Annotated in this window: 27 protein-coding genes; 5 read left to right on the forward strand and 22 right to left on the reverse strand. The window is 36.4% G+C overall.

Annotation, left to right across the window (positions count from 1 at the left end; genetic code table 11):
* Nucleotides 1-205 precede the first annotated feature (205 nt).
* The 3 genes from A5880_RS02220 to citG all read left to right on the forward strand — a co-directional run bounded on the left by A5880_RS02220 (nt 206) and on the right by citG (nt 3,209).
* Nucleotides 206-1,549: a CitMHS family transporter gene (locus A5880_RS02220; protein WP_086331582.1), complete on the forward strand. Its 1,344-nt coding sequence runs from the start codon at nt 206-208 to the stop codon at nt 1,547-1,549.
* Between the two features lie 81 nt (nt 1,550-1,630).
* Entirely contained in the window at nt 1,631-2,335 is a 705-nt protein-coding gene (locus A5880_RS02225) for a GntR family transcriptional regulator (RefSeq protein WP_086331583.1), read from the forward strand.
* Nucleotides 2,319-3,209 carry a triphosphoribosyl-dephospho-CoA synthase CitG gene (gene citG, locus A5880_RS02230; protein ID WP_086331584.1) on the forward strand — a complete coding sequence of 297 codons (891 nt, stop codon included), beginning with the start codon at nt 2,319-2,321 and terminating at the stop codon, nt 3,207-3,209. Before A5880_RS02225 ends, citG begins: the two co-directional genes overlap by 17 nt.
* 83 nt (nt 3,210-3,292) lie before the next feature.
* On the opposite strand, the gene A5880_RS02235 is transcribed toward citG, so the two are convergent.
* Complete coding sequence (locus A5880_RS02235) at nt 3,293-4,036, reverse strand: response regulator transcription factor (RefSeq protein WP_086331585.1); 744 nt, start codon at nt 4,034-4,036, stop codon at nt 3,293-3,295.
* A 111-nt stretch (nt 4,037-4,147) separates the two neighbouring features.
* On the opposite strand from A5880_RS02235, the gene A5880_RS02240 reads away from it, so the two are divergent.
* Together A5880_RS02240 and A5880_RS02245 are read left to right on the forward strand one after the other, a co-directional pair.
* Nucleotides 4,148-5,998: a sensor histidine kinase gene (locus A5880_RS02240; RefSeq protein WP_086331586.1), complete on the forward strand. Its 1,851-nt coding sequence runs from the start codon at nt 4,148-4,150 to the stop codon at nt 5,996-5,998.
* Nucleotides 5,999-6,091: 93 nt separating this feature from the next.
* Nucleotides 6,092-7,306 (forward strand): YdcF family protein, encoded by a 1,215-nt coding sequence (locus tag A5880_RS02245; protein WP_086331587.1) that lies wholly within the window; start codon nt 6,092-6,094, stop codon nt 7,304-7,306.
* Between the two features lie 256 nt (nt 7,307-7,562).
* Here A5880_RS02245 and A5880_RS02250 read toward each other — a convergent pair whose 3' ends face one another.
* The 21 genes from A5880_RS02250 to A5880_RS02350 form a co-directional block, all read right to left on the reverse strand.
* On the reverse strand, nt 7,563-8,732 hold the full coding sequence (locus tag A5880_RS02250) for an AI-2E family transporter (protein WP_086331588.1): 1,170 nt from the start codon (nt 8,730-8,732) through the stop codon (nt 7,563-7,565).
* A gap of 4 nt (nt 8,733-8,736) precedes the next feature.
* On the reverse strand, nt 8,737-9,099 hold the full coding sequence (locus tag A5880_RS02255) for a PTS glucitol/sorbitol transporter subunit IIA (RefSeq protein WP_086331589.1): 363 nt from the start codon (nt 9,097-9,099) through the stop codon (nt 8,737-8,739).
* A gap of 144 nt (nt 9,100-9,243) precedes the next feature.
* On the reverse strand, nt 9,244-9,831 hold the full coding sequence (locus tag A5880_RS02260; RefSeq protein WP_086331590.1) for a 3D domain-containing protein: 588 nt from the start codon (nt 9,829-9,831) through the stop codon (nt 9,244-9,246).
* 503 nt (nt 9,832-10,334) lie between these two features.
* Nucleotides 10,335-10,511 carry a DNA-directed RNA polymerase subunit beta gene (locus tag A5880_RS02265; RefSeq protein WP_086331591.1) on the reverse strand — a complete coding sequence of 59 codons (177 nt, stop codon included), beginning with the start codon at nt 10,509-10,511 and terminating at the stop codon, nt 10,335-10,337.
* Between the two features lie 15 nt (nt 10,512-10,526).
* On the reverse strand, nt 10,527-11,825 hold the full coding sequence (gene murA, locus A5880_RS02270) for a UDP-N-acetylglucosamine 1-carboxyvinyltransferase (RefSeq protein ID WP_086331592.1): 1,299 nt from the start codon (nt 11,823-11,825) through the stop codon (nt 10,527-10,529).
* Between the two features lie 106 nt (nt 11,826-11,931).
* On the reverse strand, nt 11,932-12,168 hold the full coding sequence (locus A5880_RS02275; protein WP_086331593.1) for a DUF1146 family protein: 237 nt from the start codon (nt 12,166-12,168) through the stop codon (nt 11,932-11,934).
* A 321-nt stretch (nt 12,169-12,489) separates the two neighbouring features.
* The gene (locus A5880_RS02280) at nt 12,490-12,909 is read right to left on the reverse strand and encodes a F0F1 ATP synthase subunit epsilon (protein WP_086331594.1); all 420 of its coding nucleotides are present in this window, start codon (nt 12,907-12,909) and stop codon (nt 12,490-12,492) included.
* Nucleotides 12,910-12,925: 16 nt separating this feature from the next.
* Entirely contained in the window at nt 12,926-14,332 is a 1,407-nt protein-coding gene (gene atpD / locus A5880_RS02285) for a F0F1 ATP synthase subunit beta (protein WP_086331595.1), read from the reverse strand.
* A 170-nt stretch (nt 14,333-14,502) separates the two neighbouring features.
* Nucleotides 14,503-15,423, reverse strand: coding sequence for a F0F1 ATP synthase subunit gamma (locus A5880_RS02290; RefSeq protein ID WP_086331596.1), 921 nt, complete (start codon nt 15,421-15,423; stop codon nt 14,503-14,505).
* A gap of 15 nt (nt 15,424-15,438) precedes the next feature.
* Nucleotides 15,439-16,995 carry a F0F1 ATP synthase subunit alpha gene (atpA, locus tag A5880_RS02295; protein WP_086331597.1) on the reverse strand — a complete coding sequence of 519 codons (1,557 nt, stop codon included), beginning with the start codon at nt 16,993-16,995 and terminating at the stop codon, nt 15,439-15,441.
* Between the two features lie 28 nt (nt 16,996-17,023).
* Nucleotides 17,024-17,566, reverse strand: coding sequence for an ATP synthase F1 subunit delta (gene atpH, locus A5880_RS02300; RefSeq protein WP_086331598.1), 543 nt, complete (start codon nt 17,564-17,566; stop codon nt 17,024-17,026).
* On the reverse strand, nt 17,553-18,080 hold the full coding sequence (gene atpF, locus A5880_RS02305) for a F0F1 ATP synthase subunit B (RefSeq protein WP_086331599.1): 528 nt from the start codon (nt 18,078-18,080) through the stop codon (nt 17,553-17,555). The genes atpH and atpF overlap by 14 nt, the downstream gene beginning before the upstream one ends.
* A 320-nt stretch (nt 18,081-18,400) precedes the next feature.
* Nucleotides 18,401-18,622: a F0F1 ATP synthase subunit C gene (gene atpE / locus A5880_RS02310; RefSeq protein WP_086331600.1), complete on the reverse strand. Its 222-nt coding sequence runs from the start codon at nt 18,620-18,622 to the stop codon at nt 18,401-18,403.
* A gap of 36 nt (nt 18,623-18,658) precedes the next feature.
* Nucleotides 18,659-19,375: a F0F1 ATP synthase subunit A gene (gene atpB / locus A5880_RS02315; protein WP_086331601.1), complete on the reverse strand. Its 717-nt coding sequence runs from the start codon at nt 19,373-19,375 to the stop codon at nt 18,659-18,661.
* A 337-nt stretch (nt 19,376-19,712) separates the two neighbouring features.
* Nucleotides 19,713-20,177: an SsrA-binding protein SmpB gene (gene smpB, locus A5880_RS02320; protein WP_086331602.1), complete on the reverse strand. Its 465-nt coding sequence runs from the start codon at nt 20,175-20,177 to the stop codon at nt 19,713-19,715.
* Nucleotides 20,178-20,194: 17 nt separating this feature from the next.
* The gene (rnr, locus tag A5880_RS02325) at nt 20,195-22,543 is read right to left on the reverse strand and encodes a ribonuclease R (RefSeq protein ID WP_086331603.1); all 2,349 of its coding nucleotides are present in this window, start codon (nt 22,541-22,543) and stop codon (nt 20,195-20,197) included.
* A complete protein-coding gene (locus tag A5880_RS02330) occupies nt 22,540-23,304 on the reverse strand; it encodes an alpha/beta hydrolase (RefSeq protein ID WP_086331604.1) in 765 nt (254 codons plus the stop codon). Before A5880_RS02330 ends, rnr begins: the two co-directional genes overlap by 4 nt.
* A 145-nt stretch (nt 23,305-23,449) precedes the next feature.
* Entirely contained in the window at nt 23,450-23,686 is a 237-nt protein-coding gene (gene secG / locus A5880_RS02335) for a preprotein translocase subunit SecG (protein ID WP_086331605.1), read from the reverse strand.
* A gap of 166 nt (nt 23,687-23,852) precedes the next feature.
* Nucleotides 23,853-24,128 carry a GNAT family N-acetyltransferase gene (locus A5880_RS02340; RefSeq protein WP_086331606.1) on the reverse strand — a complete coding sequence of 92 codons (276 nt, stop codon included), beginning with the start codon at nt 24,126-24,128 and terminating at the stop codon, nt 23,853-23,855.
* A 2-nt stretch (nt 24,129-24,130) separates the two neighbouring features.
* Nucleotides 24,131-24,403 carry a (4Fe-4S)-binding protein gene (locus A5880_RS02345; protein ID WP_086331607.1) on the reverse strand — a complete coding sequence of 91 codons (273 nt, stop codon included), beginning with the start codon at nt 24,401-24,403 and terminating at the stop codon, nt 24,131-24,133.
* A 94-nt stretch (nt 24,404-24,497) separates the two neighbouring features.
* Complete coding sequence (locus A5880_RS02350; protein WP_086331608.1) at nt 24,498-26,288, reverse strand: heavy metal translocating P-type ATPase; 1,791 nt, start codon at nt 26,286-26,288, stop codon at nt 24,498-24,500.
* Between the last annotated feature and the right edge of the window lie 14 nt (nt 26,289-26,302).

Below are 26,302 nucleotides of genomic sequence, written 5' to 3' on the forward strand. Positions count from 1 at the left end.
CGCTATCATCCCTGTTTTTTTGGTGTTCTTTTTCGTCTGATATCCTATTTATCTATACTTTCTTGGATTAAACTAAGCATTGTTAAACGAAACAAGAAAAGGCTTTCTTTATTAGACGTATCGTTATTTTTCTATTAGACCAACACAACAAAAGAGACCCTCAATTGTTTTGAAAAACGAATTTAGTGTTGAAGGAGAGAAGAAAATGTTATTAACTGTTTTGTCTTATGTAATGATTATCGTTTTTATGTTTGTCATCATGAAAAAGAAAATGTCACCGTTTACAGCTTTAGTTTTGATTCCGCTGATTTTTGCACTGATCGCAATGTTTGCAGGTGTTTCTAAGAAAGGCTCTATTGGAGACTTTGTGATGGAAGGAATCAAAACAACATCCACTACAGGTATCATGTTATTGTTTGCCATTCTTTATTTTTCAATTATGTTGGATGCTGGGTTATTTGACCCAATCACGAAAAAAATGATCCATATCGCAAAAGGCGATCCAATGAAAGTATTAATCGCAACCGCTGTTGTTGCAGCTGCTGTTTCTCTTAATGGGGACGGAACGACTACTACATTGATTTGTTGTTCTGCTTTTATTCCTATCTATAAAAAACTAGATATGAAATTGATGAACTTAGGGGTTTTGGTTATTTTACAAAATACAATTATGAACTTACTTCCATGGGGCGGCCCAACCGCTCGTGCGATGAGTGTCTTAAATGTTGGTGCTGAAATTTTAGCTTATCTGATTCCTGGTATGATCATCGCTTTACTTTATGTGATTTTCATTGTTGCTCCATCAATGGGTAGAAAAGAACGTGCTCGCCTTGGAATCAAGCAACTGACAGATGAAGAAATTGATGCTATGACAACCGTTACAGATGAAGAAACGCTGGCAATCCGCCGACCTAAAATTTGGTTATTCAATGCGATTTTAACGATTTCATTGATTGCGTTATTAGTAACCGATTCATTTGTTGGGCTTGGTTTACCACCCTTGTTCTTATTCTTAACAGGTACCGTTGTGGCTTTAATGGTCAACTATCCTGTCTTAAAAGACCAATCATCACGTATTGGCGCAAATGGCGGTGACGCCGTTCAGGTGGTTATTTTGGTATTTGCAGCGGGTGTCTTCATGGGACTTTTCCAAGGAACTGGTATGGCAGATGCATTAGCTCAAAGTTTCACAAAAATCATTCCAAATCAATTAGCTGGTTTCTGGGGCTTGGTAATTGCTCTGATTTCAGCTCCTGGGACATTCTTTATCTCAAATGATGGTTTCTATTTTGGGGTCTTACCTGTTTTAGCAGAAGCTGGACGCGCTTATGGTTTTACAGATATGCAAATGGCCTTAGCATCATTGATGGGGCAAGCATTCCACTTATTAAGTCCTTTGGTTGCCTTCATCTATCTATTACTTCGCTTAACTGGTTTAGATATGGGACAATGGCAAAAAGAAGCCGCAAAATGGGCACTGGGGATCTTTATTATTTTCGTTGTGACGATTGTCTTAACAGGCCATATGCCACTTTATATTCCACAATAAAAAATGTTTTATTTTTGAAAATCGCACAATCCAGCAATTGGCTTGTGTGGTTTTCAATCATGAAAAAAAGGAGTGAATCCAATGAGCACCATATCAGAAGCTGTTGGAAAAAATTTAGATTTAAGTCTCAATGAGCCTTTAAAAGAACTTGTCTACAAAGCATTCCGAAAAACCATTATTTTAGGCGAGATCCCTGCTGGACAGCGGATAAATGAAAAAGAATTTTCTGAGCGAATGAATATTAGCCGCACTCCAATTCGCTATGCTTTACAAAAACTAGTTGAAGAAGGATTAGTTGATCATGTTCAGGGAGTGGGGATTATTGTTAAAGGAATTTCTGTCAATGATGCTTACGAAATTTATGCCATCAGAAAATCACTAGATGTTCTAGCGACGATCACCGCAATGAAAGAAATGACAGCTATAGATTTTGAGGAATTAAAGATTTTATTAGATGAAACGGAACAGTTAAATGAGCAAAATGAAATTGACCAAGTGTTGCAAAAGTTTTCTGATTTCAATGAATTTATCTATGAAAAAAGTAAAATGCTTCGCTTAAAATCAATTGTGATGAAATTACGGGAATACTTAGTTTACTTTAGAGATATTTCTATTCGTTCCAAAGAACGACGTGATAAAGCCTTACATGAGCATTGGCTAATTTATACATGCATGTTAAATCAAGAAGAAGAACAATTGTCCGCTTTGATTACCGAGCATTTGGATTATTCCCAAACATTTATCATTAAAGAAATGGAAAAACACTTACATGACACAAGCAAATAAACACGCTGTACAGCCTCAAATAATTAGCGCATTAGCTTTACAATCCCTAGTATTTGAAGCCAGTCTTTCTCCCAAGCCAGGCTTGGTCGATCCTAAAAGTAGCGGCGCACATTTTGACATGACTTATTTTACTTTTATTGATAGCAGCGCTGCTCTTGCGCCATTTTTAACTGAATATGTTTCTATTGGAATGACGCATAAAGGATCCCCTTCCGACTTATTTTCAAAGATACGAAACCTTGGACAACAAGCTGAAAAAACGATGTTAACAGCAACAAAAGGAATCAATACCCATAAAGGCGCTAATTTTTCTTTTGCATTACTTTTAAGCGCAACGGGAAAAATAATCCAAGACCACCATTTATCATTACCTTTTTCTGAAAAAGAAACAACGGCTATTTTTACTTATGTAAAGGACATGACCAAGGGATTACTTTCAAAAGATTTCGCTAATTTAGCTCAAAAAGAACGCCTCAGTTACGGTGAAAAACTTTATTTAGAGCATGGGATTATCGGTATTCGAGGAGAAGCAGAGGCAGGCTATCCGACTCTTCAAAAAATTGCACTGCCTTTTTTAAGAAGCCACCAAAAAAATGAACAACATCAGACTTTTTTATTATTGTTACTCCATCTAATGGCTAAGATAGAAGACTCAAACCTCATCAATCGTGGTGGCGTTAACGCGTGGAAAAAAGTTCAAAATCAAGCAAATGAACTGCTAGAAACGTTTTCAATAAACAGCTCTATAAATGAATTAGAGCAAGCACTCACTTGCTTCGATCAAGAATTAACCAAAGCTCACCTTAGTCCTGGTGGAGCTGCCGATTTATTAGCACTGAGTTATTTTTTTGCTCAATTAGAACATCTATGGTGATTTTCCGATCACAATAAACAGTACTTCTTAGATAAAGGCGACACTCACAAAAAATTGACGGACAATTTTCGTGAATATCGCCTTTATTTATCAGAGCCAAATGTTTTAGTATCAGAATCTTTTCCTTCTGGATTAAACAAATACCCAATTCCCCAAACCGTCTGTAGATATTGCGGTTTTTTGGGGTCATCTTCGATTTTATTTCTTAGATAATTCATATACACCGTGATTAAGTTTTTGTCCATGTCCCCATCACTCCAGACACTAGCGTAAATCTGTTCTTTACTAAAGACTTGATAGGGATTTTCCATGAAAAACAGAATCATCATGATCTCTTTAGACGTCATATTTACTATCTCACCATTTTTGCTAAACTGATATTGATTTTTATCAAAGGAAAAGATCCCTTCTTTTAGCATCGATTCTTCCCGATGCCGACTCAATGTCAACAATTGTTCCGTTCGATTTAATGTACTGATGACTTGGGCTCTCAATACATTTGGGGCAAAGGGTTTGGCGATATAGACGTCTCCTCCAGATTCTAGACCACTGACGATGTCTTGCTCACTTTTTTTCCCACTAACAAAAATAATTGGCGTTAACGGTTGACGTTCTCGAATCAATTGAGCCAAATGATAGCCATCGTTTTCATGCTCTAAACTTACATCTAGAAGAAACAATTGAAAGTCCACTCGTTCCATAATGTCTATTGTTTTTTCGATTGTATCGCTTTGATATACTAATAGACCTGTTGACTGAAGAGACTTCCAAATCAAACGTCGAATTGCTGGATCATCATCTACTACCAAAATTTTTTCGTTTCGCAACGTGCACACCTCATTATTTTTTTTACATTATCTATACAATAGCTGAATTATCTTTAAATTTCAACATGAACTTGTTATGATATGAACAGACTTTTAAAAGGAGCTAGACCAATGAAACGAACAACTAAAATTGTCAATCGGATGATTGCCGTATTAATCGTCTTTATTGTTGTATCCGTTTTCTTTGCTATCCGCGGATTTTATGTAATTCGCAAAACAACAACAGCTAGTGGACAAGACTTTTTATTGCAATCAACAGAATATGTGGGAAAAGTCATTCAACTCTCTATGAAAAATCGTCATCAAGCGCTAAACTACCTAGCTATTGATGGAAATTTGAAAAATAGCGAGGACCCAGTGACCTATTTGAAGAATAGTCGCTCATCTTTAAATACATTTTTTGACTCGCTGAATGATGAAACAGATGCACTCTTTTATATAGATGCTGATGGAACCCCACTCTATGCTTTCCATTGGGATTCAAAAGAAAAGCAAACGAAGATCACTGATATTGAAACCATCCGTCCATTTATTGATCATGATTTATCTCTGAAGCAATTACTTGATAAACCAACGGCTCAAAATGGTGATTCTTACTTTATTGAAAAAAAAGCATATATCAATTTTTATAAAGAAATCAGAACAGACGCTGGCAAAATCGATGGTTATTTGATTTTACCATTGAATTTAGAAGCTTTTTACAAACATTTTCTACAAGATTTTGAAGTCGATTATAAAGGCTATCCAATGATCAAAGATCGCTCTATGACTGTAGTCATGCATCCTGTGGAACAGCAAGTTGGTTTAGATATTATCAATGATCGAGAGAAGCTTTATCCGAACTTTGATTATTCAGATTTAAAACGATTAGAAAAATATCAATTAACGCATGACTCTGGTAAATTAACCTATAAGTCTTATTGGTGGGACGAAGATATGCCTACAGAAGTCTTAAAAATCAGCGCGTTTGAATGGATCGATGTTGGCTTAGCACGCTGGGTCGTAGCCATCAATGCTGATTACAATGAACGCAACAATGATATTATCAATTTTGTCATTGTTTTGTCTTTATTATTGGTTTTATTGCTACTATTGATTATTATCTGTTCCTTGTTTATCCGTAATTTTAGAAAAAAAGAAACTATTGAAGAAGAAAATCGTCACTTGATTGAAACCCAAAAACAACAAAAAATGCAGCATCAGTTAGAGTTAGAACTTTATCAGCGCAATAAAATGGAAACAGTCGGTCTTCTTACAACATCTATCGTTCATGATATGAATAATTTTTTGACACCAATTATTGGTAATACACAATTGTTATTGGAAGAATACGCTGAAAATCAGCTATTAGAAGAAGATTTACAAGAAATTTTGCATTCTGCTCAAAAAGGAAAACAATTATCAGCTAATGTTTTACGCTTTTCTAAAACACAAGCAAGCGTACAAGAATGGGTAGATATTTCGGCTGCAATCGGAGTTGCGACTCACTTGATTGGTGAGATTATTCCTAAAAACACACAGCTCACTCTTTCGATACAAGAAAATTTAGGTAGGACAAAATTAGAAGAAATCGATTTGCAAAATTTGATTTACAACCTAATTACTAATGCTTATCAAGCCACTAAAAGCAATCCGAATCAACAATCTCAAATCCAAGTTATTGTCTCTCCTGCTTCCAATGAAACAGTTGAGCGAGCAAAGAAAGAGAATCCTCAAATGAATCAGTTTGAACGCTTTGTAACTCTGGAAATTTCTGATAATGGACCTGGAATTCCTGATGCATTAAAAGAAAAAATATTTGAACCATTTTTTACCACTAAATCTGCAGATGAAGGTACTGGTCTTGGTTTATTTGCGGTAGCATCTATCGTCTCAAAATACGAATGGTATCTGTCATTAGATTCAAAAGAAGGAAAAGGAACTCGCTTTTTCATCACATTCCCTGTCCGGTTTCCTGAATAGAAATCCGTTCTCTCTATTAGGCTGTATAGTATTTTTTTCTTTCATTTTTGGTTATACTAATAGAGAAATCATTTTGTTAAAGGAGTTCTATTTATGGGGAATTATTTTAGTTTCATTATGGGTATTATTTACCTTTTAGGTGCATTGGCTATTCCAACTTGGCGCCGTAAAAAAGTCAATCAAGATTGGATATTTTTTGAGCTTCTTTGGTTTTCTATCTGCTTTATTTTTTATGTTATTTTTTTAGAACTTGAGCTTCACAGTTTTTACTTTTTGATCCCGTTCGCTTTTCTTCTGCTTTTTCTTTTTTGCTATTTTAATGAAAAACGTAGATTAATAAATGGCTTATTATTTAATCTATTTTTAGTCGTTGGTATGACGTATCTTGGCTTTTTAGTCATTAGAACTATGAATTTACTATTAGTCGTTTTAGCTGGGATCACAGGAGCCGTCTTATTAGTATTCGTGTTGATTGGTATTTATGCACTACTTGTTTTCTTGTATTGGAATGCAATTGTTGTAATGCGTAAAGAAGGACGTTCCTTAGCAAATTTATTGACGCTACTTTTAGCGATTGGCTTGACCGCCTTTTTGATTTTTAATCATTATTCCAATCAACTTTTACCTTCTTGGGCATCTTTGTTATTCGGGATTTTACCGTTAGTAATGGGGTATTTTTCACTTATTTTTTATAACTTTCTAACAATTTCAATCATCTATCAATTCAATCAGCCGAAGTATAATCAAGATTTCATTATTGTTCTAGGTTCGGGCTTAATTGATGGAAAAACAGTCCCGCCTCTTTTAGGAAAACGAATCGAGAAAGCTATCCAATTTTATAAAGCACAATCTCGTGCCACTTTAACCCCTCCTAAAATTGTGATGTCTGGTGGTAAAGGAGATGATGAACATATTGCCGAAAGTCTGGCGATGAAAAATTATGCAGTAGAAAAAGGTATACCTGAAGAAGATATTTTAGTTGAAACCAATTCTAAAAATACGTTGGAAAATATGAAATTTTCTAAAGAAATCATGGAAAATTCCTTTGGTGGAACCGACTTTCATGCGATTTTCACGACGAATAATTTTCACTTATTTCGTGCAGGACTTTTTGCAAAAATGGCCGCTCTAAATGCAAATGGAATTGGAGCCAAAACAGCTTTTTACTTTCTGCCGAATGCTTTTTTAAGAGAGTTTATTGCTATTGTTATGATGCATAAACGCCGTCATTTGATTGTTTGTGGTCTACTCACTGTATTAATGATCGTTTTAGCATGTATCGACTTCTTTTTTGTTTCTTACTATTAAACAAGTTTGCGACAAACGGTCGTTTCTCTAGATATTTATCTCAGTCCGTTGGTTCATAACAGAAAACAAATTGATTATTGGCTAAAATATAAAGAAACGATCAGCCTCAACTACTTCTCGTCACTGTTTCCATGACTGAAATTTAGCTGTAGATTGATCGTTTCTTTTATAGAGGATAAAACAAAAACTTCTTTCCAAAGTCTTCCGCTTCGAGTTTTAATGTGAGCGAAATATGGCTAATTATCTAAAGTCGTTTTTACTCTTTTAATCGTTTCATTTCTTCTTCCTCATGGTATAAACTTGAAATATCTTTATACCATTCAAAAATGTGCGTAATAATGACTTTAGCTGCGGCATAGACAGGAATGCCAAGAATAACTCCTACTACTCCAAATAACTTTCCAGAGGTCAATAACACCAACAAGATCGTCACAGGATGAATGTCTAACTGACTGCCCAAAACAAGTGGTGAAATCACTCGTCCTTCAATCGTTTGCTCAATAACAAAAACTACTAAGACTTTGGCTAATAAAACAGGACCTCCAACAATTCCTAAAAAAATTGCTGGCACCATTGCTAAAAATGACCCTAAATAAGGAATCAAATTTAGAAAACCTGCACTGATTCCTAGTGTAATGGCATAATCTAACCCAATAGATGAAAAACCTATAATAAACATCACTGCAACAGCAAAAGCCACAGTCAACTGCCCACGAATATACGAAGAGACTTGAGAATTTACTTCCCCCAAAACTTTTAACGTCGGCTGACGCATTTTATTCGGTAAAAACTTCATCAAATACGGTGCTAGCTCTTTACCATCTTTTAACAAATAAAATAAGATAAAAGGCATGGTGATAAGTGCAACTACAACGGTCGCCACAGCACCTACAAAACTGCCAAGTCCTTGAACTGTAAATGTTGAAATATTACGAATAATATCCCCTAAAGAACTAGACAACTTATCCCCCATCTCTTCTAGTTGCACTCGAAATTGTGCAAAGAAAGGATCTCCCAAAATTTCCTGCATTTTCTTATCAATCGTCTCAAGATATTGCGGAAAATGATTTGCAAAGCTGATTGTTTGTTCTTGTATTTTTGGCACAATCACTACAAGGCCCCAAATGATCAACGCAATTACAATAATAAATAATCCGATGATGCTCCAGATACGAGGGACTTTTTTCTTTTCTAGGTAATCAACAACCGGATTCATTAAATAATACAAAATTCCCGCCATAATCAATGGCAATCCAACAACGCCTATAAATTGCCACACTGGTTTAAATAAATAAGATACCTTCGTAAAAACCAGCAGAATCAAAAGAATCAATAACACAATCAAAAGTGCTGTAACCACCTGATTATTTAAAAACCAACGCCAAAACCAAGATAAACGTTTTTCTTTTTCATTTTTTTGTTCCATTTGCTCACACTCCATGCGATAAATAGTCTATCGTTGTTCCAACTTTTATTTTCGGCAGTTCACTTGGAGAAAGGTACAAACCGTTGGCAATTGCTTCTTCTTTAGGAACCTCATCAAAGATCAATGTTACATGAGCAATACTATTTAAATTATTATTAGCAAATGAACCAACATACGTAATTGTGTATTCTTTATCATCTATTTTTAGTTGGTCCCCTTTTTTCATTTCTAATGCTTGTGTTTCTTGAAACTTTTGGATTACAGAATATTCTTTCAATCCCTCTGTTGCACTTTCACCAAATAAAATGATTATTGGTTCTTTTTCATCCAGTGCCTGTGGGCCGATCTCAGTAACTATTGCTTTCATACGTATCGCTCCTTCTCCATTAGTCAATCTTTATTATAACATAGAACACTTTTTCTTTTTCATTATTTTAAGCTTTATTCTTCACATAAAAAAGATAGATTGGCCTAAAAATAACCAGTCTACCTTTTTATTATCTATCATTCGTTATACTAAAATTGTCACTTCTACTTGTCTTCTTCCCCATTCGATACAGCGGGATACATCTGCAAAATGGAGATCAATAATATTGCCTTTAATCGCACCTCCAGTATCGCTAGCTACAGCTTCACCATATCCTTCAACAAATAATTTTGTCCCTAAAGGAATCACCGTTGGATCAACAGCGATTGCCATTGGGTTCACTTGAAGATCTTGTCCCATAGCCGTCATATTTCCTCCACCGATTATTCCTTCATTACACGAGTAGGCTGTAGCTTCCATCATCATCTTTTGCCCAGTTGGTGTCACATGTTTTACAGGTTGCTCTTGTACATCTTTTTTCTCAGCTTCTTTTATTTTTGTTTGTTTTTCTTTATTTAAAATATCGGCTTTTACGGCTCGGATCGCCTGCCCTTGCGCTAATAACTTAACCATAGAGTTAGATAACTCTTTTACTTTGCCTTCAGATAGTACTGTATAATTCTTTAAACTTTCTAAATGACTGCTTTTATTTTCAGCTGCATATACAGGAATAACTGATCCCATAATAAAACACGCAACGATAAACAACATAGGTAACCATCTTCTCTTCATTCAATCGTTTCCTCTCTAAAATTCGTACGAGAGTTATCCTAACACGTTCAATCGCTTAGTTGGTTACCATTTAATTAAAGCTTTGTTACGTCTTACTAGAAAACGGTTTGATGATTGTTACATTGGAAATATGTTCATTTTCTTTAGTAAATGAATAGAAATTGCCAACTATCCTTCGCACTAAAATAAGTATTTTTTTCTTCATTAGAAAATGAATTAAAGAAAGAAGCATACGAACTATCACTTTTTATTATAATTACACGTATTCATGCTGTCTAATACGTACAAAAAAAACAATAAATCGTTTTCATTACACTCTGTTTACAAAAAATACAATATTTTTTTATAGAAGAGTCGGTGTTTAAACTAAAAAAACAGAACAAAACTAAATATACGTTTTGTTCTGCTCTTTAAATATGAGTACATAGTAAGAAAAAAATCTTTTTCAACCTCTTAAAGTTACGTCTTTTCTTCTTAACCTATCTTTTAATTCAATGTTCCTCTTATTTAAAAAAGTCTTGAATATGAGCCCAAATATCTTCATTGAAGACATCTTTTGGGTTTCCTCCACCGATCACTCCATAGCCGATCATTGTTCCAGCAACAAATAAAATGATCACCAAAGCAATCACAACTAAAACTTTCAACAAAGTCACGATTATATAGCGTGTCGAGCTCATCTCTATTTCCCCTTTTTAACTAACAGTTGACATTTTCTTTTCTACAGTTTTTTCATCGTTTACTCGTTCCACTTTAGCTCCTAATTTTTGAAGCTTTTCATGGAATTTATAGTATCCGCGATCTAAATATTCTAAATGTGAAACTCGAGTAATTCCATTTGCACGTAAACCGACTAAAATCAATGCAGCTGCAGCACGTAAATCGGTTGCTTCTACAGCAGCACCTTGTAATGCTTGGCTTCCATTAATGATAGCAATATTTCCGTCTATTTTCACATCTGCATTCATACGTTGCATTTCTTCCAAATGTTGGAAACGATTCTCAAAAACAGTCTCTGTAATCACACTTGGACCTTCAGCTACCATTTGCATCGCAGTCATTTGCGCTTGCATATCTGTCGGGAATCCTGGATGTGGTAGTGTCTTAATATCAGTTGGTTTGATAACTTTAGGACCGATTACTCGTAAACCGCCTCTTTCTTCGCGAATAACAGCTCCCATTTCAGTTAATTTCGAAATCAATGGACGGTTATGTTCTGGAATGGCTTCTTCAATCAGAACATCTCCTTCAGTCATTGCTGCTGCAACCATAAACGTACCTGCTTCAATACGGTCTTGAACGATTGAATGTTCAACTGCGTGAAGTTTGTCTACTCCTTCGATACGCATTGTTTCAGTACCTGCACCGAAAATTTTCGCTCCCATTTTATTAAGAACGTTAGCTAAATCAACGATTTCTGGTTCTCTAGCAACGTTTTCAATTACAGTCATGCCCTTCGCTTTAACAGCTGCCATCATGATATTTTGAGTAGCACCTACACTAGGGAAATCTAAATAAATCGTATTACCAATCAATTCGTCTGCAATGGCTTCAATGTATCCATTTTTTTGGATGATTTTAGCACCTAGAGCTTGGAAACCTTTTAAGTGTAAATCAATCGGTCGTTTACCAATTGCACAGCCGCCAGGCATAGCAACTTTTGCATGACCATTACGAGCCAATAAAGGACCCATAACAACAATTGACGCTCTCATTTGACTAACATACGCATAGTTTGCTTCAATACCTAAAGGCTGAGTTGCATCTATTGTAACTTGGTTCTCATCTTCATTAAATTCAATATCAACGTTTAAATGTTTGATTACTTGATTCATTGTAAAGACATCAGAAAGGATTGGTACATTATTTAAAGTCGTTGTTCCTTCTTCTGCCAAAAGGGTCGCTGCTAAAATTGGTAATACGGCATTTTTAGCCCCTTCGATTTTCACAGTTCCTTTTAATTGGTTACCACCATGAACAATAATCTGTTCCATTTTGTTCCCCCCAAAAAAGTTAGAATTGGATATGCTCACCCAAAATCTTTTCTATTATACCACTATTTACCAACAAATAGTACCTTTTCTTTTTATTCATTCATCTTTATGGGAAAAATACAATAAACAAGTTACGGCATAATGCAAGAAACTCTAAGAAAAATGAACTTGCAGTAAAACCAATAACGATTGAAAATAAGACAAGCAGCATGCGTATTTGAGAAGGTTGATGCGCTTTAAAAAACTGTTCAATTCTAATAGACTGCATCGCCCAAAAACTGACATAAATAAACATGATATGGCTAATGATTCGAATCATCGCATCAAAACCAAAGAATTGCATAGCGTGTCTCTCCTTCATAAAAACTGAGCAAACTCATTAGTGCTAGAATAAAAATAGAACGTAATATCTAATTACTTTATTCTTTTTTTATCTTTTTCTAAAGAGCGGATTGATTACTTAAAAAAATAATATAGAAACAGTGTATCACAAAATTTCCAAAACCAAAAACAAAGTTTCTTATTCTCTCATAAAAGAACTTATGTACGTTTTTTTAACCTATCATAAAAAGAGAAGTGACTGGGACAGAACTTTACGAGTCCTATCCCAGCCACTCCTTCTTAGTTCCCAGAGTTAAAGGTTTCTGTCTCAACCTCTCAAATTCTACGTATGTTTTGACACATTAATTCGATTGATTGCTCGGTGAAGGGCAACTGTTGCACGGCGTAATTCATCTGTGTTTGCATTTTCTTTTGCTTTCTCAATCATACGCTCAGCCCGTTGTTTCGCACGTTGTGCACGGCTTACATCGATGTCTCTTTCACGTTCTGCACTATCAGCAATAATTGAAACAACATTATCACGCACTTCCATGATACCACCATTAACAGCGATCCAATCTACGTGTGTATCAGAATCTGTTCTTTTCACGCGAACCTCATCAATTGCTAAAGGAACGATGATTGGTGCATGCTTAGGTAAGATACCAATCTCACCATCTGTTGTCTTTGCCACAACAATCGTTGCACGATGATCATAAACCAATCCATCAGGAGTCACCACATTAACAGTTAAACAATCCATTCTGTGTCTCCTCCTTTTAGTAGCTTAATGTTTTTGCTTTTTCCACAACATCTTCAATTTTTCCGACGCTACGGAACGCTTCTTCTGGTAAATCATCATATTTACCATCTAAAATTTCTCTAAATCCTTTAACTGTATCTGCAACAGGAACATATGAGCCTGGTTGTCCAGTAAATTGTTCTGCAACGTTAAAGTTTTGTGATAAAAAGAATTGAATGCGGCGTGCTCGACCAACCAAGATTTTTTCCTGATCAGATAACTCGTCCATCCCTAAAATTGCAATAATATCTTGTAACTCACGATAACGTTGTAATACGTGTTGTACCTCTGTCGCTACGGCATAATGCTCGTCGCCTACAACTTCTGGTGCTAAAGCACTAGAAGAGGAAGCTAACGGGTCAACCGCTGGGTAAATACCCATCTCAGTTAAGCGACGTTCCAAGTTCGTTGTTGCATCTAAATGAGCAAAAGCTGTGGCCGGAGCTGGATCGGTATAGTCATCGGCTGGTACATAAATTGCTTGAATCGATGTGATCGATCCTTTTTTAGTAGAAGTAATACGTTCTTGTAATTGCCCCATTTCAGTCGCAAGTGTTGGTTGATAACCAACCGCTGAAGGCATCCGTCCCAGTAAAGCTGAAACTTCAGAACCTGCTTGGGTGAAACGGAAAATATTATCGATGAACAATAACACATCTTGTCCTTCAACATCACGGAAATATTCAGCAATCGTTAATCCTGTTAAGGCGACACGCATACGTGCACCTGGTGGTTCATTCATTTGACCGAAAACCATGGCAGTTTTTTCAATAACACCAGAGTCTTTCATTTCAAAATAAAGGTCATTTCCTTCACGAGTTCTTTCGCCAACACCAGTAAATACAGAAATCCCACCATGTTCTTGGGCAATGTTGTGAATCAATTCTTGGATTAAAACTGTCTTACCAACACCGGCACCGCCAAACAGTCCAACTTTCCCACCTTTTAAATAAGGAGCTAATAAATCAATTACTTTAATTCCAGTTTCTAAAATTTCGTTGCTGGTACTTAATTCGTCGAACGCTGGCGCCTTTTTATGGATACCACTACGTTCAGCATCTTCTGGAAATGGTTCTTCTAAGTCAATTGTGTCACCTAAAACATTAAAAACTCTTCCTAATGTTTCTTTGCCGACTGGAACAGAAATTGGTTTCCCTGTATCAATAACTTCCATTCCACGTTGAAGACCATCTGTAGATTCCATTGCAATAGAGCGAATGACACCATCCCCTAATTCCAAGGCTACCTCTAATACAACTTTTTGTTTTTCTTCACCATTTTTATAAACGACTAATGCATTATTTATATCTGGTAAGGATTGATCTAATGAAAATTCCACGTCAACAACGGGACCAATTACTTCAACAATCTTTCCTGAGCTCATGTTTTCTTCCTCCGTTTCGTTTGAAGAGGGTATGAAATTATTAGATGAAATACGCAACATCTCTTGAAGCTGCACTTTCAGATAATTTCATACCAGTAAAGAGGTCGTGATAAAAACCTGTCTTCTTTATTTATCAAGAAACTAATGCACTTTAGCACTTAGTTCTTCGTTTATTCCAGTGCCGCTGCACCTGCTACGATTTCTGTAATTTCTTGTGTAATCGCTCCTTGACGCGCTCGATTATAAGAAATTGTCAAATCACTAATAATATTTTGGGCATTATCCGTTGCTGTTTTCATTGCCGTCATACCCGCTGCATGTTCTGCTGTTTTTGCATCAATGATCGCACCATAAATCAAGCTTTCTGCATATTGGGGCAACAAATTGTCTAAGATAGCCTCTTCAGAAGGTTCTAAGATATACTCTTGCTCGTATGTTGTCGCTTCATCCGGATCTAAATCTGAGATCGGCAACATTTTTTCAACTCGAAACTGACTTGTCAATGAATTAATATGATGGTTATAACATACATACAATTCATCAAAAATTTCATTGGCGTACATTGTTGTTGCTGTAGAAACGATTTTTCTGACTTCATCAAAGCTAGGTTGATCACTCAAGCCTCTGAGTTCATACGCAACATTTATTCCCCGAGCTTTGAAAAAATCAGCTCCGGTTCCACCAATCGCTATCAAGACAAATTCTTCTTGAGATTCATGATCATCGTCCATCATTTTCATCGTCTGTTTTAAAATCGAACTATTATATCCTCCAACTAATCCTTTATCTGAAGTGATAACGATATAGCCCGTTTTTTTAACTGGACGTGATGCCAACATCATATGATAGTTACCTGATTCTGATGCTTCTTCGCTATCGTAAGAATCTAATGATTCCAAATCATTTAACTGTGAAGCCACAAGATGAGTGACAATTGAGCGAATTTTAGACGCGTATTCCTGAAAGCTTCTAGAAGCTGCTTCTGATTTCGTCAGTTTAGCTCCTGAAACCATCTGCATAGCATTAGTAATTTGACTGGTTTTCTTTGTAGAAGCGATGCGCTGTTTGATTTCATTTAATGAAGCACCCACTGTTTCTCACCTCTTTTATGCATTTTCAATTGATTCAAGTGTATCTTTTGCAGTAGAGTTATCTGAATTAGAGTTACTGAATAATTCTTTAAATTCACTAATTGCAGCATCTAAGTCAGCTGCTTCTGGTAAATCTTTTGTTGTTCGGATTGTTTCAAATAGTTCAGGATGTTTACCATCTAGATAATCAAATAATTCCGATTCAAAATCCAAAATTTTATCTACACTAATGCTGTCTAAAAAGCCGTGGGTCAATGCATATAAAATAACAACTTGTTTTTCAACAGCTAAAGGCGCATGTAGTTTTTGTTTTAGAATTTCAACTGTTCTACGTCCACGATTTAATTTCGCTTGTGTCGCAGCATCTAAGTCAGAACCAAATTGGGTAAATGCTTCTAATTCACGATAGCTGGCTAAATCTAGTCGAAGTGTACCTGCTACTTTTTTCATAGCTTTAATCTGTGCTGAACCACCAACACGTGATACAGAAAGACCTGCATCCACTGCTGGACGTGTTCCAGCGTAAAATAGATCACTTTCCAAGAAAATTTGTCCATCCGTAATTGAAATAACATTTGTCGGAATGTATGCTGAGATGTCTCCAGCTTGTGTTTCAACAAATGGCAAGGCTGTCATTGAGCCGCCGCCTAATTCGTCACTTAGTTTTGCCGCACGTTCTAATAAACGTGAGTGCAGATAGAAGACATCACCTGGATAGGCTTCACGACCTGGAGGACGACGTAATAATAGTGAAAGTTCACGGTAAGCAACAGCCTGTTTTGACAAATCATCAAAAATAATCAAAACATGTTTGCCGTTGTACATAAATTCTTCACCCATTGCTGCTCCAGCATAAGGTGCAATATATAATAATGGAGCTGGTTGAGATGCCCCTGCGTTTACGATTATTGTATAATCAAGTGCACCATATGCTCTTAGTGTTTCCACTTGGTTACGTACAGTTGATTCTTTTTGACCAATAGCTACATAGATACAAATCATATCTTGACCTTTTTGGTTGATAATGGTATCGATCGCAATAGATGTTTTACCTGTTTTACGGTCCCCGATAACTAACTCACGTTGACCACGACCAATCGGTACCAAAGCATCGATAGCTTTTAATCCCGTCTGCATTGGTTGATCAACTGATTTTCTTTGCATTACACCAGGTGCTGCAGCTTCAACGGGACGTGTTTTGTCTGTTTTGATGTCACCTAGTCCATCAATTGGTTGGCCTAAAGGATTTACTACTCGTCCAATTAGCGCTTCACCGACAGGAACTTCCATGATTTTGCCTGTACGTTTTACTTTGTCTCCTTCACGAATGGTTTCAAAATCGCCTAAAATGATGATACCCACATCATTTGTTTCTAAATTTTGCGCCATTCCGTATGAACCATTAGAAAACTCAAGTAGTTCCCCACTCATTGCATTTTCCAATCCGTGGGCACGAGCGATTCCATCCCCAACATATGTGACAGTTCCTACTTCTTCAACTGCTAACTCTTGTTGATAATTCTCAATTTGTTCCTTAATCAAGGCACTGATTTCTTCTGCTTTGATAGCCATTCAATTCACCTCTTTATTGTGCTGAACGTTATTTTAATAACAATTCTTGGATTTTTTCTAATTGTTTGTGGATACTACCATCAATTACTTTGTTGTTGGCTTCTATAACGACACCGCCAACGACACTAGGGTCAATCAAATTAATCAGATGCGCCTGTTCATATCCTAAAAGTTTTGCGGCTTTTTCTTCCATTTGCTGATGTTGTTCTTTGGTTAATGGAACGGCCGTCAAAGCTGTTCCTAAAAGCAAACTTTTATGTTCGTCATACCGTCTTTCGTACTCATCGATCATCAATAATAAATCATTCATACGTGAATAGTTATAAACCACATATAAAAAGTTCTTCATCATTCCATCAAAACCACTAACTAGATGTTTCATGATTTCGTCTTTTTCATAAGGCTCAAGACGTGCATCACTTAATATTTCTCCTAAATCTGGAACATCGTGAAAAATTTCTCTAAGCGTCAATAATTCTTGATAAATTTTATCGGCTTCTTGCTTTTCAATTGCCAACTCGAACAAAGCTTTGCCGTAGCGTTTACCTACTGTATATTTATCTAGCTTCATTTGACTTACCTAAGCCTTCAATATAAGAATTAATCAATGAATCATGTGCTTCAGGTGTTAATTCTTTGTTTAAAATTTTCTCTGCAATCTGTAAAGACAAACTCGCCACTTCATCTTTGACTGAAGCCAATGCTGCTTCATGTTCTTGAGAAATATCTTGACGTGCTTTTTCTCTTAAACGTGATACTTCATCATTGGTTTCTGATAGAATTTTTTGGCGGTTTTGATTTCCAGTCTCTTTCGCACTTTTAATAATGCCCGCTGCTTCAGCTTTAGAAGACAGTAATTTCTTTTGTCGTTCTTCTTGCATCTTCTCAGCTGCTATTCGAGATTGTTCTGCAGAATCTAAATCGTTGGCAATTTTATCTTCACGTTTTTTTAACATATCACTGATAGCTTCCCAAGCGAATTTCTTGATTAGAAGCATCAAAATTAGAAAAGCACCACTTACAACAATCATTGTACCTATCGTTGTATTTGGACCTGCTTCACCGACTACTAAATAATCTAGCATGAAGTTTCAACTTCCTTTCTCTGCAATTCTCGGTGGTGATTGTTGCTGAAATAATTAGTAAACACAGACTTCGTTGATTTTCTCACGGAACTAAGTTTTTACCACTGTTTGGTTACACGTGCAGATAAAACTTAAATCGAGTAATCATTCTGATCTACTTTGTTTTAGTCAAGCTTGGTATTTCTTTTTTAAGGTGACTTCGCTCTCTTCGTTCGCCAAGTACTGCTCAACATCTGCTCTGCTGAAGGCAGTCGCAGTGTTTCGCAGCAAAGAAAGCAGCGACGGAGTCCGAAAACTCGGCGTCCTGCCTTCTAAAATTGTTATTTAAATACTAATAATAATGCAATAACTACTCCAAGGATTGGCACCGCTTCGATTAAGGCAACACCGATAAACATTGTTGTTCTTAATTGTCCCGCCATTTCAGGTTGACGTGTCATTGATTCTAGCGTTTTAGAGATGACTTTCCCGTTACCATAAGCTGCTCCGATTGCTGCTCCGAAAACTGCGATTGCTGCTGCGATATAATTTAATCCGTCCATTGTTGATTTCCTCCTAAGATTGTTGTTTTTATCTGTTTATTCTTCAACTTCTATTTTATGTGCCATATAAACCATTGATAATGTCACAAAGATAAACGCTTGAATAGCGCCAATAAATAATGAGAATGCTAACCAAATCATTTCCAAAGGTATCGCTAACGGAATCGTCCACAACCCTACACTGGAAACAATACTAGCGATCAATCCCAACAAAACTTCACCGGCAAAGATATTACCATATAAACGTAATGCCAAAGTAAGTAGGTTGGTAAATTCTTCCATAAGTTTGATCGGCATTAAAAATGCTACAGGGCTTAAGAAGCTATTTTTAAAGTATCCTTTTAACCCGAAGCGACTGACACTGAAAAAGTGTGTCAATGCAATCATGATCAATGCCAAAGTCAGTGTAACTAATGGGTCAGCTGTTGGACTTTTCCAATAGCTATAATCCCCAATCACAACTTTCGTCACTAAACCAATGATATTTGCAACTAAGACAAACATGAACATTGTAAATGATAACAGGTGAAAATTTGTTACTTCTTTGCTTGGCATATTATCAGTGATGATTCCCCGAACAAAATCAATGAGGTATTCAATGACATTTTGCTTGCCTTTAGGCTTCATTTGCAGGTTCCTTGTGCAGAAATAAACTATCCCAAAGACAATGACACATGTTAACAGCACCATCAAACAAATGGTTCCGTCAAACCAAATCGGCCCAATATTGAAGAGTAGTGTCTTCTCTTCCAAATTTTTTCACCTCTTTTCCAACAAACTTGTAAGAAGCGTACTTGGCTTCCATTTCCTAACCACACGTATCATACCACCAACAATGAATAATTTCAAAAGAATTTCATGAAAATTGGACACTTCTTTTGATATGACAAAATAGTATAAAATAAGATCCTATTGGTATTTGGATGTACATGGGTGTCTTAATGAAAAAACGATGAAAATTCATCAGTTTCCTTACACTTTATCAAATTTCTCACATAAGATAAAGCAAAGAAACCAAATATGCGAAAAAGAATAAATTGAGGTTTATTCTTTTTCTTTTTTCTAAACTAAAAAATGAACAGTTCACAACTTATCGTAAGTTATTTTTCAATGTGCGGCTGATTTCACGATTGATTTCTTTGCGTTTCAAATCCTCCCGTTTATCATACTGCTTTTTCCCTTTTGCAAGACCAATTAATACTTTGGCATAACCATTACGAATATAAACTTTTAACGGAACGATCGTGATTCCAGTATTTTTTGTTTCCGCAATCAATTTGGCAATTTGTTTTTTGTGTAATAATAATTTTCGCGTTCGTAACGGATCATGATTAAAAATATTGCCTTGCTCGTATGGACTAATATGCACATTAAGCAAGTAGACTTCCCCGTTTCTAACTCTGGCGAAACCATCTTTTAAATTAATACGTCCATTACGGATTGATTTGATCTCCGTTCCTTGTAAAACAATACCTGCTTCCATTGTGTCAACAACTGTATAGTCATGTCTAGCCTTACGATTTTGGGCAATTAATTTCCCTTCTCCTTTTGGCATACACACTCCTCCAATTTCTATTTTTTCTTAGATTTTTTGCCTTTTTTCTTTTTTGCGACTTCTTTATAAAAAGGTTTCTTCCCTTTTTTCTTGTTTTTCTTTTGTGTAAATGGTTTCTTGTCTTTTTCTTTCCGGTCATTCTCTCGTCTACGGCGATCATCTTGCCGTTTCTTTTGTTTTGGCGCTTCGATCCGTTCTACTTCTTCTGCTTCGAGAAATTCAAAATCGATTTCTCTTGTTTCAGGATCTGATTTTTCTACCTTGACTTTTACTTTTTGACCGATTTTCAAGGTCATTCCTGTGCGTTCACCAACAAGAGCCATGTGATTTTCAATAAAATGGAAATAGTCTTGTTTTAAATTATTCACATGAATCAGACCTTCGATTGTATTCGGCAGTTCGACAAAGAAACCAAAACGAGTAACTGAACTAATGATTCCGTCATATTCTTCGCCAATTTTATCTGCCATAAATTCTGCTTTCTTCATGGAATCTACTTCACGTTCGGCTTCTACTGCTCGACGTTCCATTTTTGAACTATGATCAGCAATATCTGGTAAGTCTTGTGCCCATTTTTCCTTCAGTGAATCAGTAACATTTCCTTCATAGCTACGGATTAAACGGTGAACAATCAAATCTGGGTAACGACGAATAGGTGAAGTAAAATGCGTGTAGTACTCTGCTGCTAGCCCATAGTGTCCATAGTTATCTTCTGAGTATCGGGCTTGCTGCATGCTTCTTAATAACATCGTATTAATCACAGCTTCTTCTGGCTTATCACTCACTTGTTCTAAAACATTTTGTAAATCTTTTGGTGTAATATCTGCTTTAGTCCCTTTGACTAAAATACCTAAGACTGCCGCAAAATCAAAGAAACGCTGCATTTTTTCTTCTTTCGGTTGTTCATGAATACGATAGATAAACGGCAATTTTAAATCTGTAAAATGCTTAGCAACTGTTTCGTTTGCAACGAGCATAAAGGATTCAATCAAACGTTCCCCTACACCTCGTGTACGAAGGAGAATATCTTGTGGATGCCCCTCAGTATCTACTATAACTTTTGCTTCACGATCTTCAAAAGAAATCGCACCTCGGCGTTCTCTCATCGTTTCTAAGATATGATGCAACTCTCCCATCGCTTGAAACATTGGGATTAATTTTTTATATTGTTTCATTGTCTCTGGTTTTTCTTCTTCTAAAATTTCATTAACTGCAGTATAAGTCATTCGTTCACTAGTTTGGATCACACTTTGAAAAATATCATGACCCACGACATGACCTTCTGGTGTAATCTCCATCTCACAGCTCATTGTTAATCTAGGTACGTTAGGATTCAGTGAGCAAATACCATTAGATAAACGCTGTGGAATCATTGGTACCACACGATCAGTCAAATAAACACTCGTACCTCGTTCATAAGCCTCTTGGTCTAACGCACTTCCTTCTGTTACATAATAGGAAACATCCGCAATATGAACCCCTAAGAAATAGTTGCCATTTTCCAATTTTTGAACCGTTACAGCATCATCCAAATCCTTCGCATCTTCTCCATCAATCGTTACAATCAATTGATCTCTTAAGTCTCTGCGTCCTTCAATATCTTCTTGTGAAATAGTATCTGGTACATTATCAGCTTGCGCGATAACCTCATCTGGGAAACTGGTAGGAATGCCGTGAGCTACTACGATGGACAAAATATCCATACCAGGATCATTTTTGTGTCCAATCACTTTTTTCACTAAACCTTCTAGACTTTTAGGGTATTCTTTTTCTGGATAATGAGTCACTTCTACGATTACAATACTTCCATCAACAGGCTTAATCCCTTGTGCGGCAATATTAAAAGTCAACCCAGCCATTTTTTTATCCTTTGGTACGGCATAACCATACAAATCTGTTTCACTGACTTCTTTTTCATCATAGGCAATAAATTCACCAACGACTTGGGTAATCGCTCTTTTGATGACGTCAATCACTTTGCCTTCTGCGCCACGATCAGAAAACGGATCGGCTGGCTGAACAATGTCTATAGCCACGATATCCCCATCCATTGCATAATTGACTGCTTCTTTTGGAATATAAACATCCGCCTCTTCAGGATCGATCGTCACAAAGCCAAAACCACGCTCATTTGCACGAAAGGTTCCCTCAATAGAGGTACTTTTTTGTGGTAAACAGATTTTGCCTTTTTTATTAAATTCTACTAATTTTTCACGTTCCATGGCTGCAATAGTTTGAACGAGCAATTTAAAATCTGCGCTCTTTTGCAATTGTAGCCCTTCTGCGATTTCTTCCATGGAAAAACGTTTTTTTGTATGGTTTTCCATAAAAAACAGGATTTTCTCCTTAATTGTTTGTTTTGTCATTCTTTCTCCTCATTCCAAGACAACGTAGTTAAAAAGTTTAATACGTCTTGTTCTAATTGTTTATGGTCTGATCCAACAGTGAGTACATGTCCGCTGTTTGGATACCACTTTAATGTATAGCGTGTTTGCTGGAGCGCTTTTGCTGTCTTATAGACACCTTGTGGATCAATCATTTCATCCTTACCTGCTTGTGCCATAAAAACAGGAACACTCACTTGACTTAATTGATCCGCGATACGTGTAGAAAAACGCTCGATATCTTCTAATTGCTCATAAGAAGACTGTTTGATTTTGACCAACCGTTCTGCTTGTTCGGCTTCCGAAACACCGGCAAGTTGTAGCACCCTCTCAGAATAAAGCAGGAAATTTTCCGGCACATTATTTTTTACTGGAACAATTGGTGAGCAGAAAAAACCACCGCCGATTATCCCTTCTAATTGTTTTGTCAGTGCCGCCATCGTAAAAATACCACCCATCGACAAGCCAAAAACAGCTATTTGTTGATAGCCTTTTCCTTTTAAAAACTGAATAGCATCTAGGGTATCTTGCCACCAATCTTCTGTTGTTTTCGCTAAAATATCTTCTGGTGCATAGGTTGCGTGTCCCGAAAAATTTGGGGAATAGACAGTATAGTTTGCTTTTTCTAGATAACGGCTTAACATTCTGACATCATTACTACTTCCTGAATATGCGTGCAAAAGTAAAACGGCACGAGAACCATTTTCTGTAAATAATGGTTTAGGTAGATTTATTATTTTCACTTTTCAATTCACCTCATCCCCATTTTAGCACATTATTGCTTGAAATCCTTATGAAAAGAAAATCAACATACGCATAACGGTACATTAAAAAATAACGTTCTCAAACAAAAAAATCTCTCAATTCATTGAGAGATTTTCAACCGTCTTATTTTGAAGATAATAACACTAAAATAAACAATAGTACCATCCATACAGCACCAATAACTGCTGTCGCTCTTTGCATCACAGCTTCAAAACCACGTGCTTTTTGTTTACCAAAAAGTTTGTCTGCTCCGCCTGTAAATGCGCTGGCTGCACTATTTTGTTTGCTTGGCTGCATCATTACAGCAATAACCATTACAACTGAGAGAATGATTACAAGTGCTAAAATAAAATTATACATAGTCTAGTTCTCCTTTATTCACAAAATACATCTATTATACTTTAGCATACTTTTTTTTTAAATACCAGCGAATTTCAAAAAAGAGGAGCAGACAACGACAAAAATGTTGGCTTCCCCTTCTAACAATCAAACAAACAGTAAGAAAAAACAATTTTTTCTTATCGTCTTATTTTCTCAATACATCTCCATAATCAGGCTTTGTATCAAATTCTTTTTTGGCAAATGGACATAGCGGAATGATTTTTTTCCCTTCGCGACGAGCTTTTTCCACACCACGATAAACAAGTTTTTCTGCTAATTTCTGACCTCTATAGCTTGGTTCAACAAATGTATGATCAATAATCATCATCTCTTCCCCAGCATCAGACCAAGTCATTTCACCGATTTCTTTATTTTCATCGTTTAACAGTACGAAACGATTCTTTTCTTCTTTGATTTCCACAATTATTTTCCATCCTTTCGAACATATTTTAATGCCCCACTTGGACAGGTATCCAGTACACGAATATTTTCGTCTATACTGCCATTATCTGTCATGATCCAAGGACGACGCCCAACTTCAAAAACAGCGGAATTTCCACGAACACAATTACCAATATGCGCACAAATATCTTTATTATAATAAATGTCCAATTCTGTCCCTGAATATTTTCGATATCCATTTTCAAGTAAGACTTCCTCTGTTACTTTTTTCCCATTAATCTGATTGTTGTTCATTTGTTTCCCTCCAAGCCTTTCTAGTATACGTTGATTCTAACCATTAAAAAATATAGATGCAAGTAATCGTTCTTACGATTAAAGAGTCACCTGCCTAATCGTTTTTCGCCCTCAGTGACGAAAGTATTGATACCGTATCTACAACTTCTTGCAGTACTGCACCAAATAAAGCTGGTATAACGCCAGTACTAGCGATGATCATGAGAACCGTACAAATGATAATACCAATTAAAACAGATTGTCTAGCGATTTTCATAGTATCTTTAGATATCTTGATTGCCGTGCTCACTTTTTTCAAATCATCTTTTAAGATCACTGCATCGGCAGATTCACTTGCAGCTGTTGCACCGTGTGCCCCCATTGCAATGCCAATATCTGCTACCGTTAAAGACGGCGCATCATTCACACCATCGCCCACCATTAACACTGGTCGTTGAGAGGTCGGGATTTTTTTTAGCACATTGATTTTATCTTGAGGTAAACAATCAGCATGAACATCCGTAATTCCTACTTTTTGAGCAATGTCATCAGCGATTATCTTATTATCACCTGTCAACATCACCAAATGTGCCACATTCATTTGGCGCAGTTCTTCCATCGTCTCTTTTGCTTCGGGTCGAATACTATCAGTAAATGTAATGTAGCCAAGATATTGGTCGTCCTTAGAAACGTAAATAGCCGTTTTATTCACTATTTCTGTTACTCGTTGTGATGAAACAAATGACGATTTGCCAACTTTAATAACGTGTCCATCAATTGTTGCTTTGACACCAGAACCCGTTACTTCTTCTAAGCTAGAGACTTTTTTAAGATCTTGTTGACTAGTGGCCGCTGCAACGATTGAACGCGCAAGAATGTGACTAGACTCTTGCTCGGCACTGGCTGCTAGTAGTAATAGTTCTTCCGTTGAACTTTCAGTAACCGGGACAATACTAGCAACAGATAGTTCCCCTTTGGTCAGTGTTCCTGTCTTGTCAAAAGCAGCGGTTTTTGTATCCGCTAATTTTTCCAACGTAGTCCCTGTTTTAACAACGATGCCATTTCTACTAGATCTGCTCATTCCTGCTACCAAGGCAATTGGCGCCGCTAAAATCAATGGACAAGGAGACGCAACAACTAAAACCTCAGCAAATCGAGTTGGATCTTTGGAAATAAACCAAGCTACTCCGGCAATCACATACGCTGTTATTGTGAAAGGAACAGCGTAACGATCAGCCATTCTCACAAAATTAGCTGGTTGGGTTTCTGATTCTTTGACCAATTTAACGATCATTTGATATTGGCTATCCGCAGCAGTTTTTTCTGCTTCTATAGTTAACGAGCGATCTCCATTAATCGAACCAGACATTAACAAATCACCTGTTTTTTTACTAATAGGTCGAGATTCTCCTGTCAAAGAAGATTCATCCACTGTTGAACTACCATTGATGACTTTTCCATCAACTGGCACAGTTTCTCCTGGTTTAACAACTAATTGGTTACCAATAATGATCGTTTCTACTTTGATATCTTGTAGTTCATTATTGACTAACAGATGCGCTTTTTGCGGCGAGTTATCCAGCAATGATTTCAATTCTTTATTGGCTCTTTTCGCCGCATAATCTTCTAATGAGTCTCCACCTGTCAGCATAATCAAAATCATTAAACTTGCCCAATATTCACCAACTGCTAACGTAGCAATAATGGCCGTGATTGCTAAAATATCTACCCCATATTTCCCTGACTTCAACGTTTTGATCATTTCAACCAGCATAGAAAAACTCATCACTGCTCCTGTTACTAGGATAATTCCGTAGGATAAATTGGATTGATGTAATACAAATTCAAAAAATAAAGCTAAAAATCCAGTTGTAATCGTAATCATCAACTTCGTTAAATGTTTCATCTCAAACAACTCCT

Origin of the sequence: Enterococcus sp. 4G2_DIV0659 (assembly GCF_002140715.2) — a bacterium.
GTDB lineage: Bacteria > Bacillota > Bacilli > Lactobacillales > Enterococcaceae > Enterococcus_L > Enterococcus_L mansonii.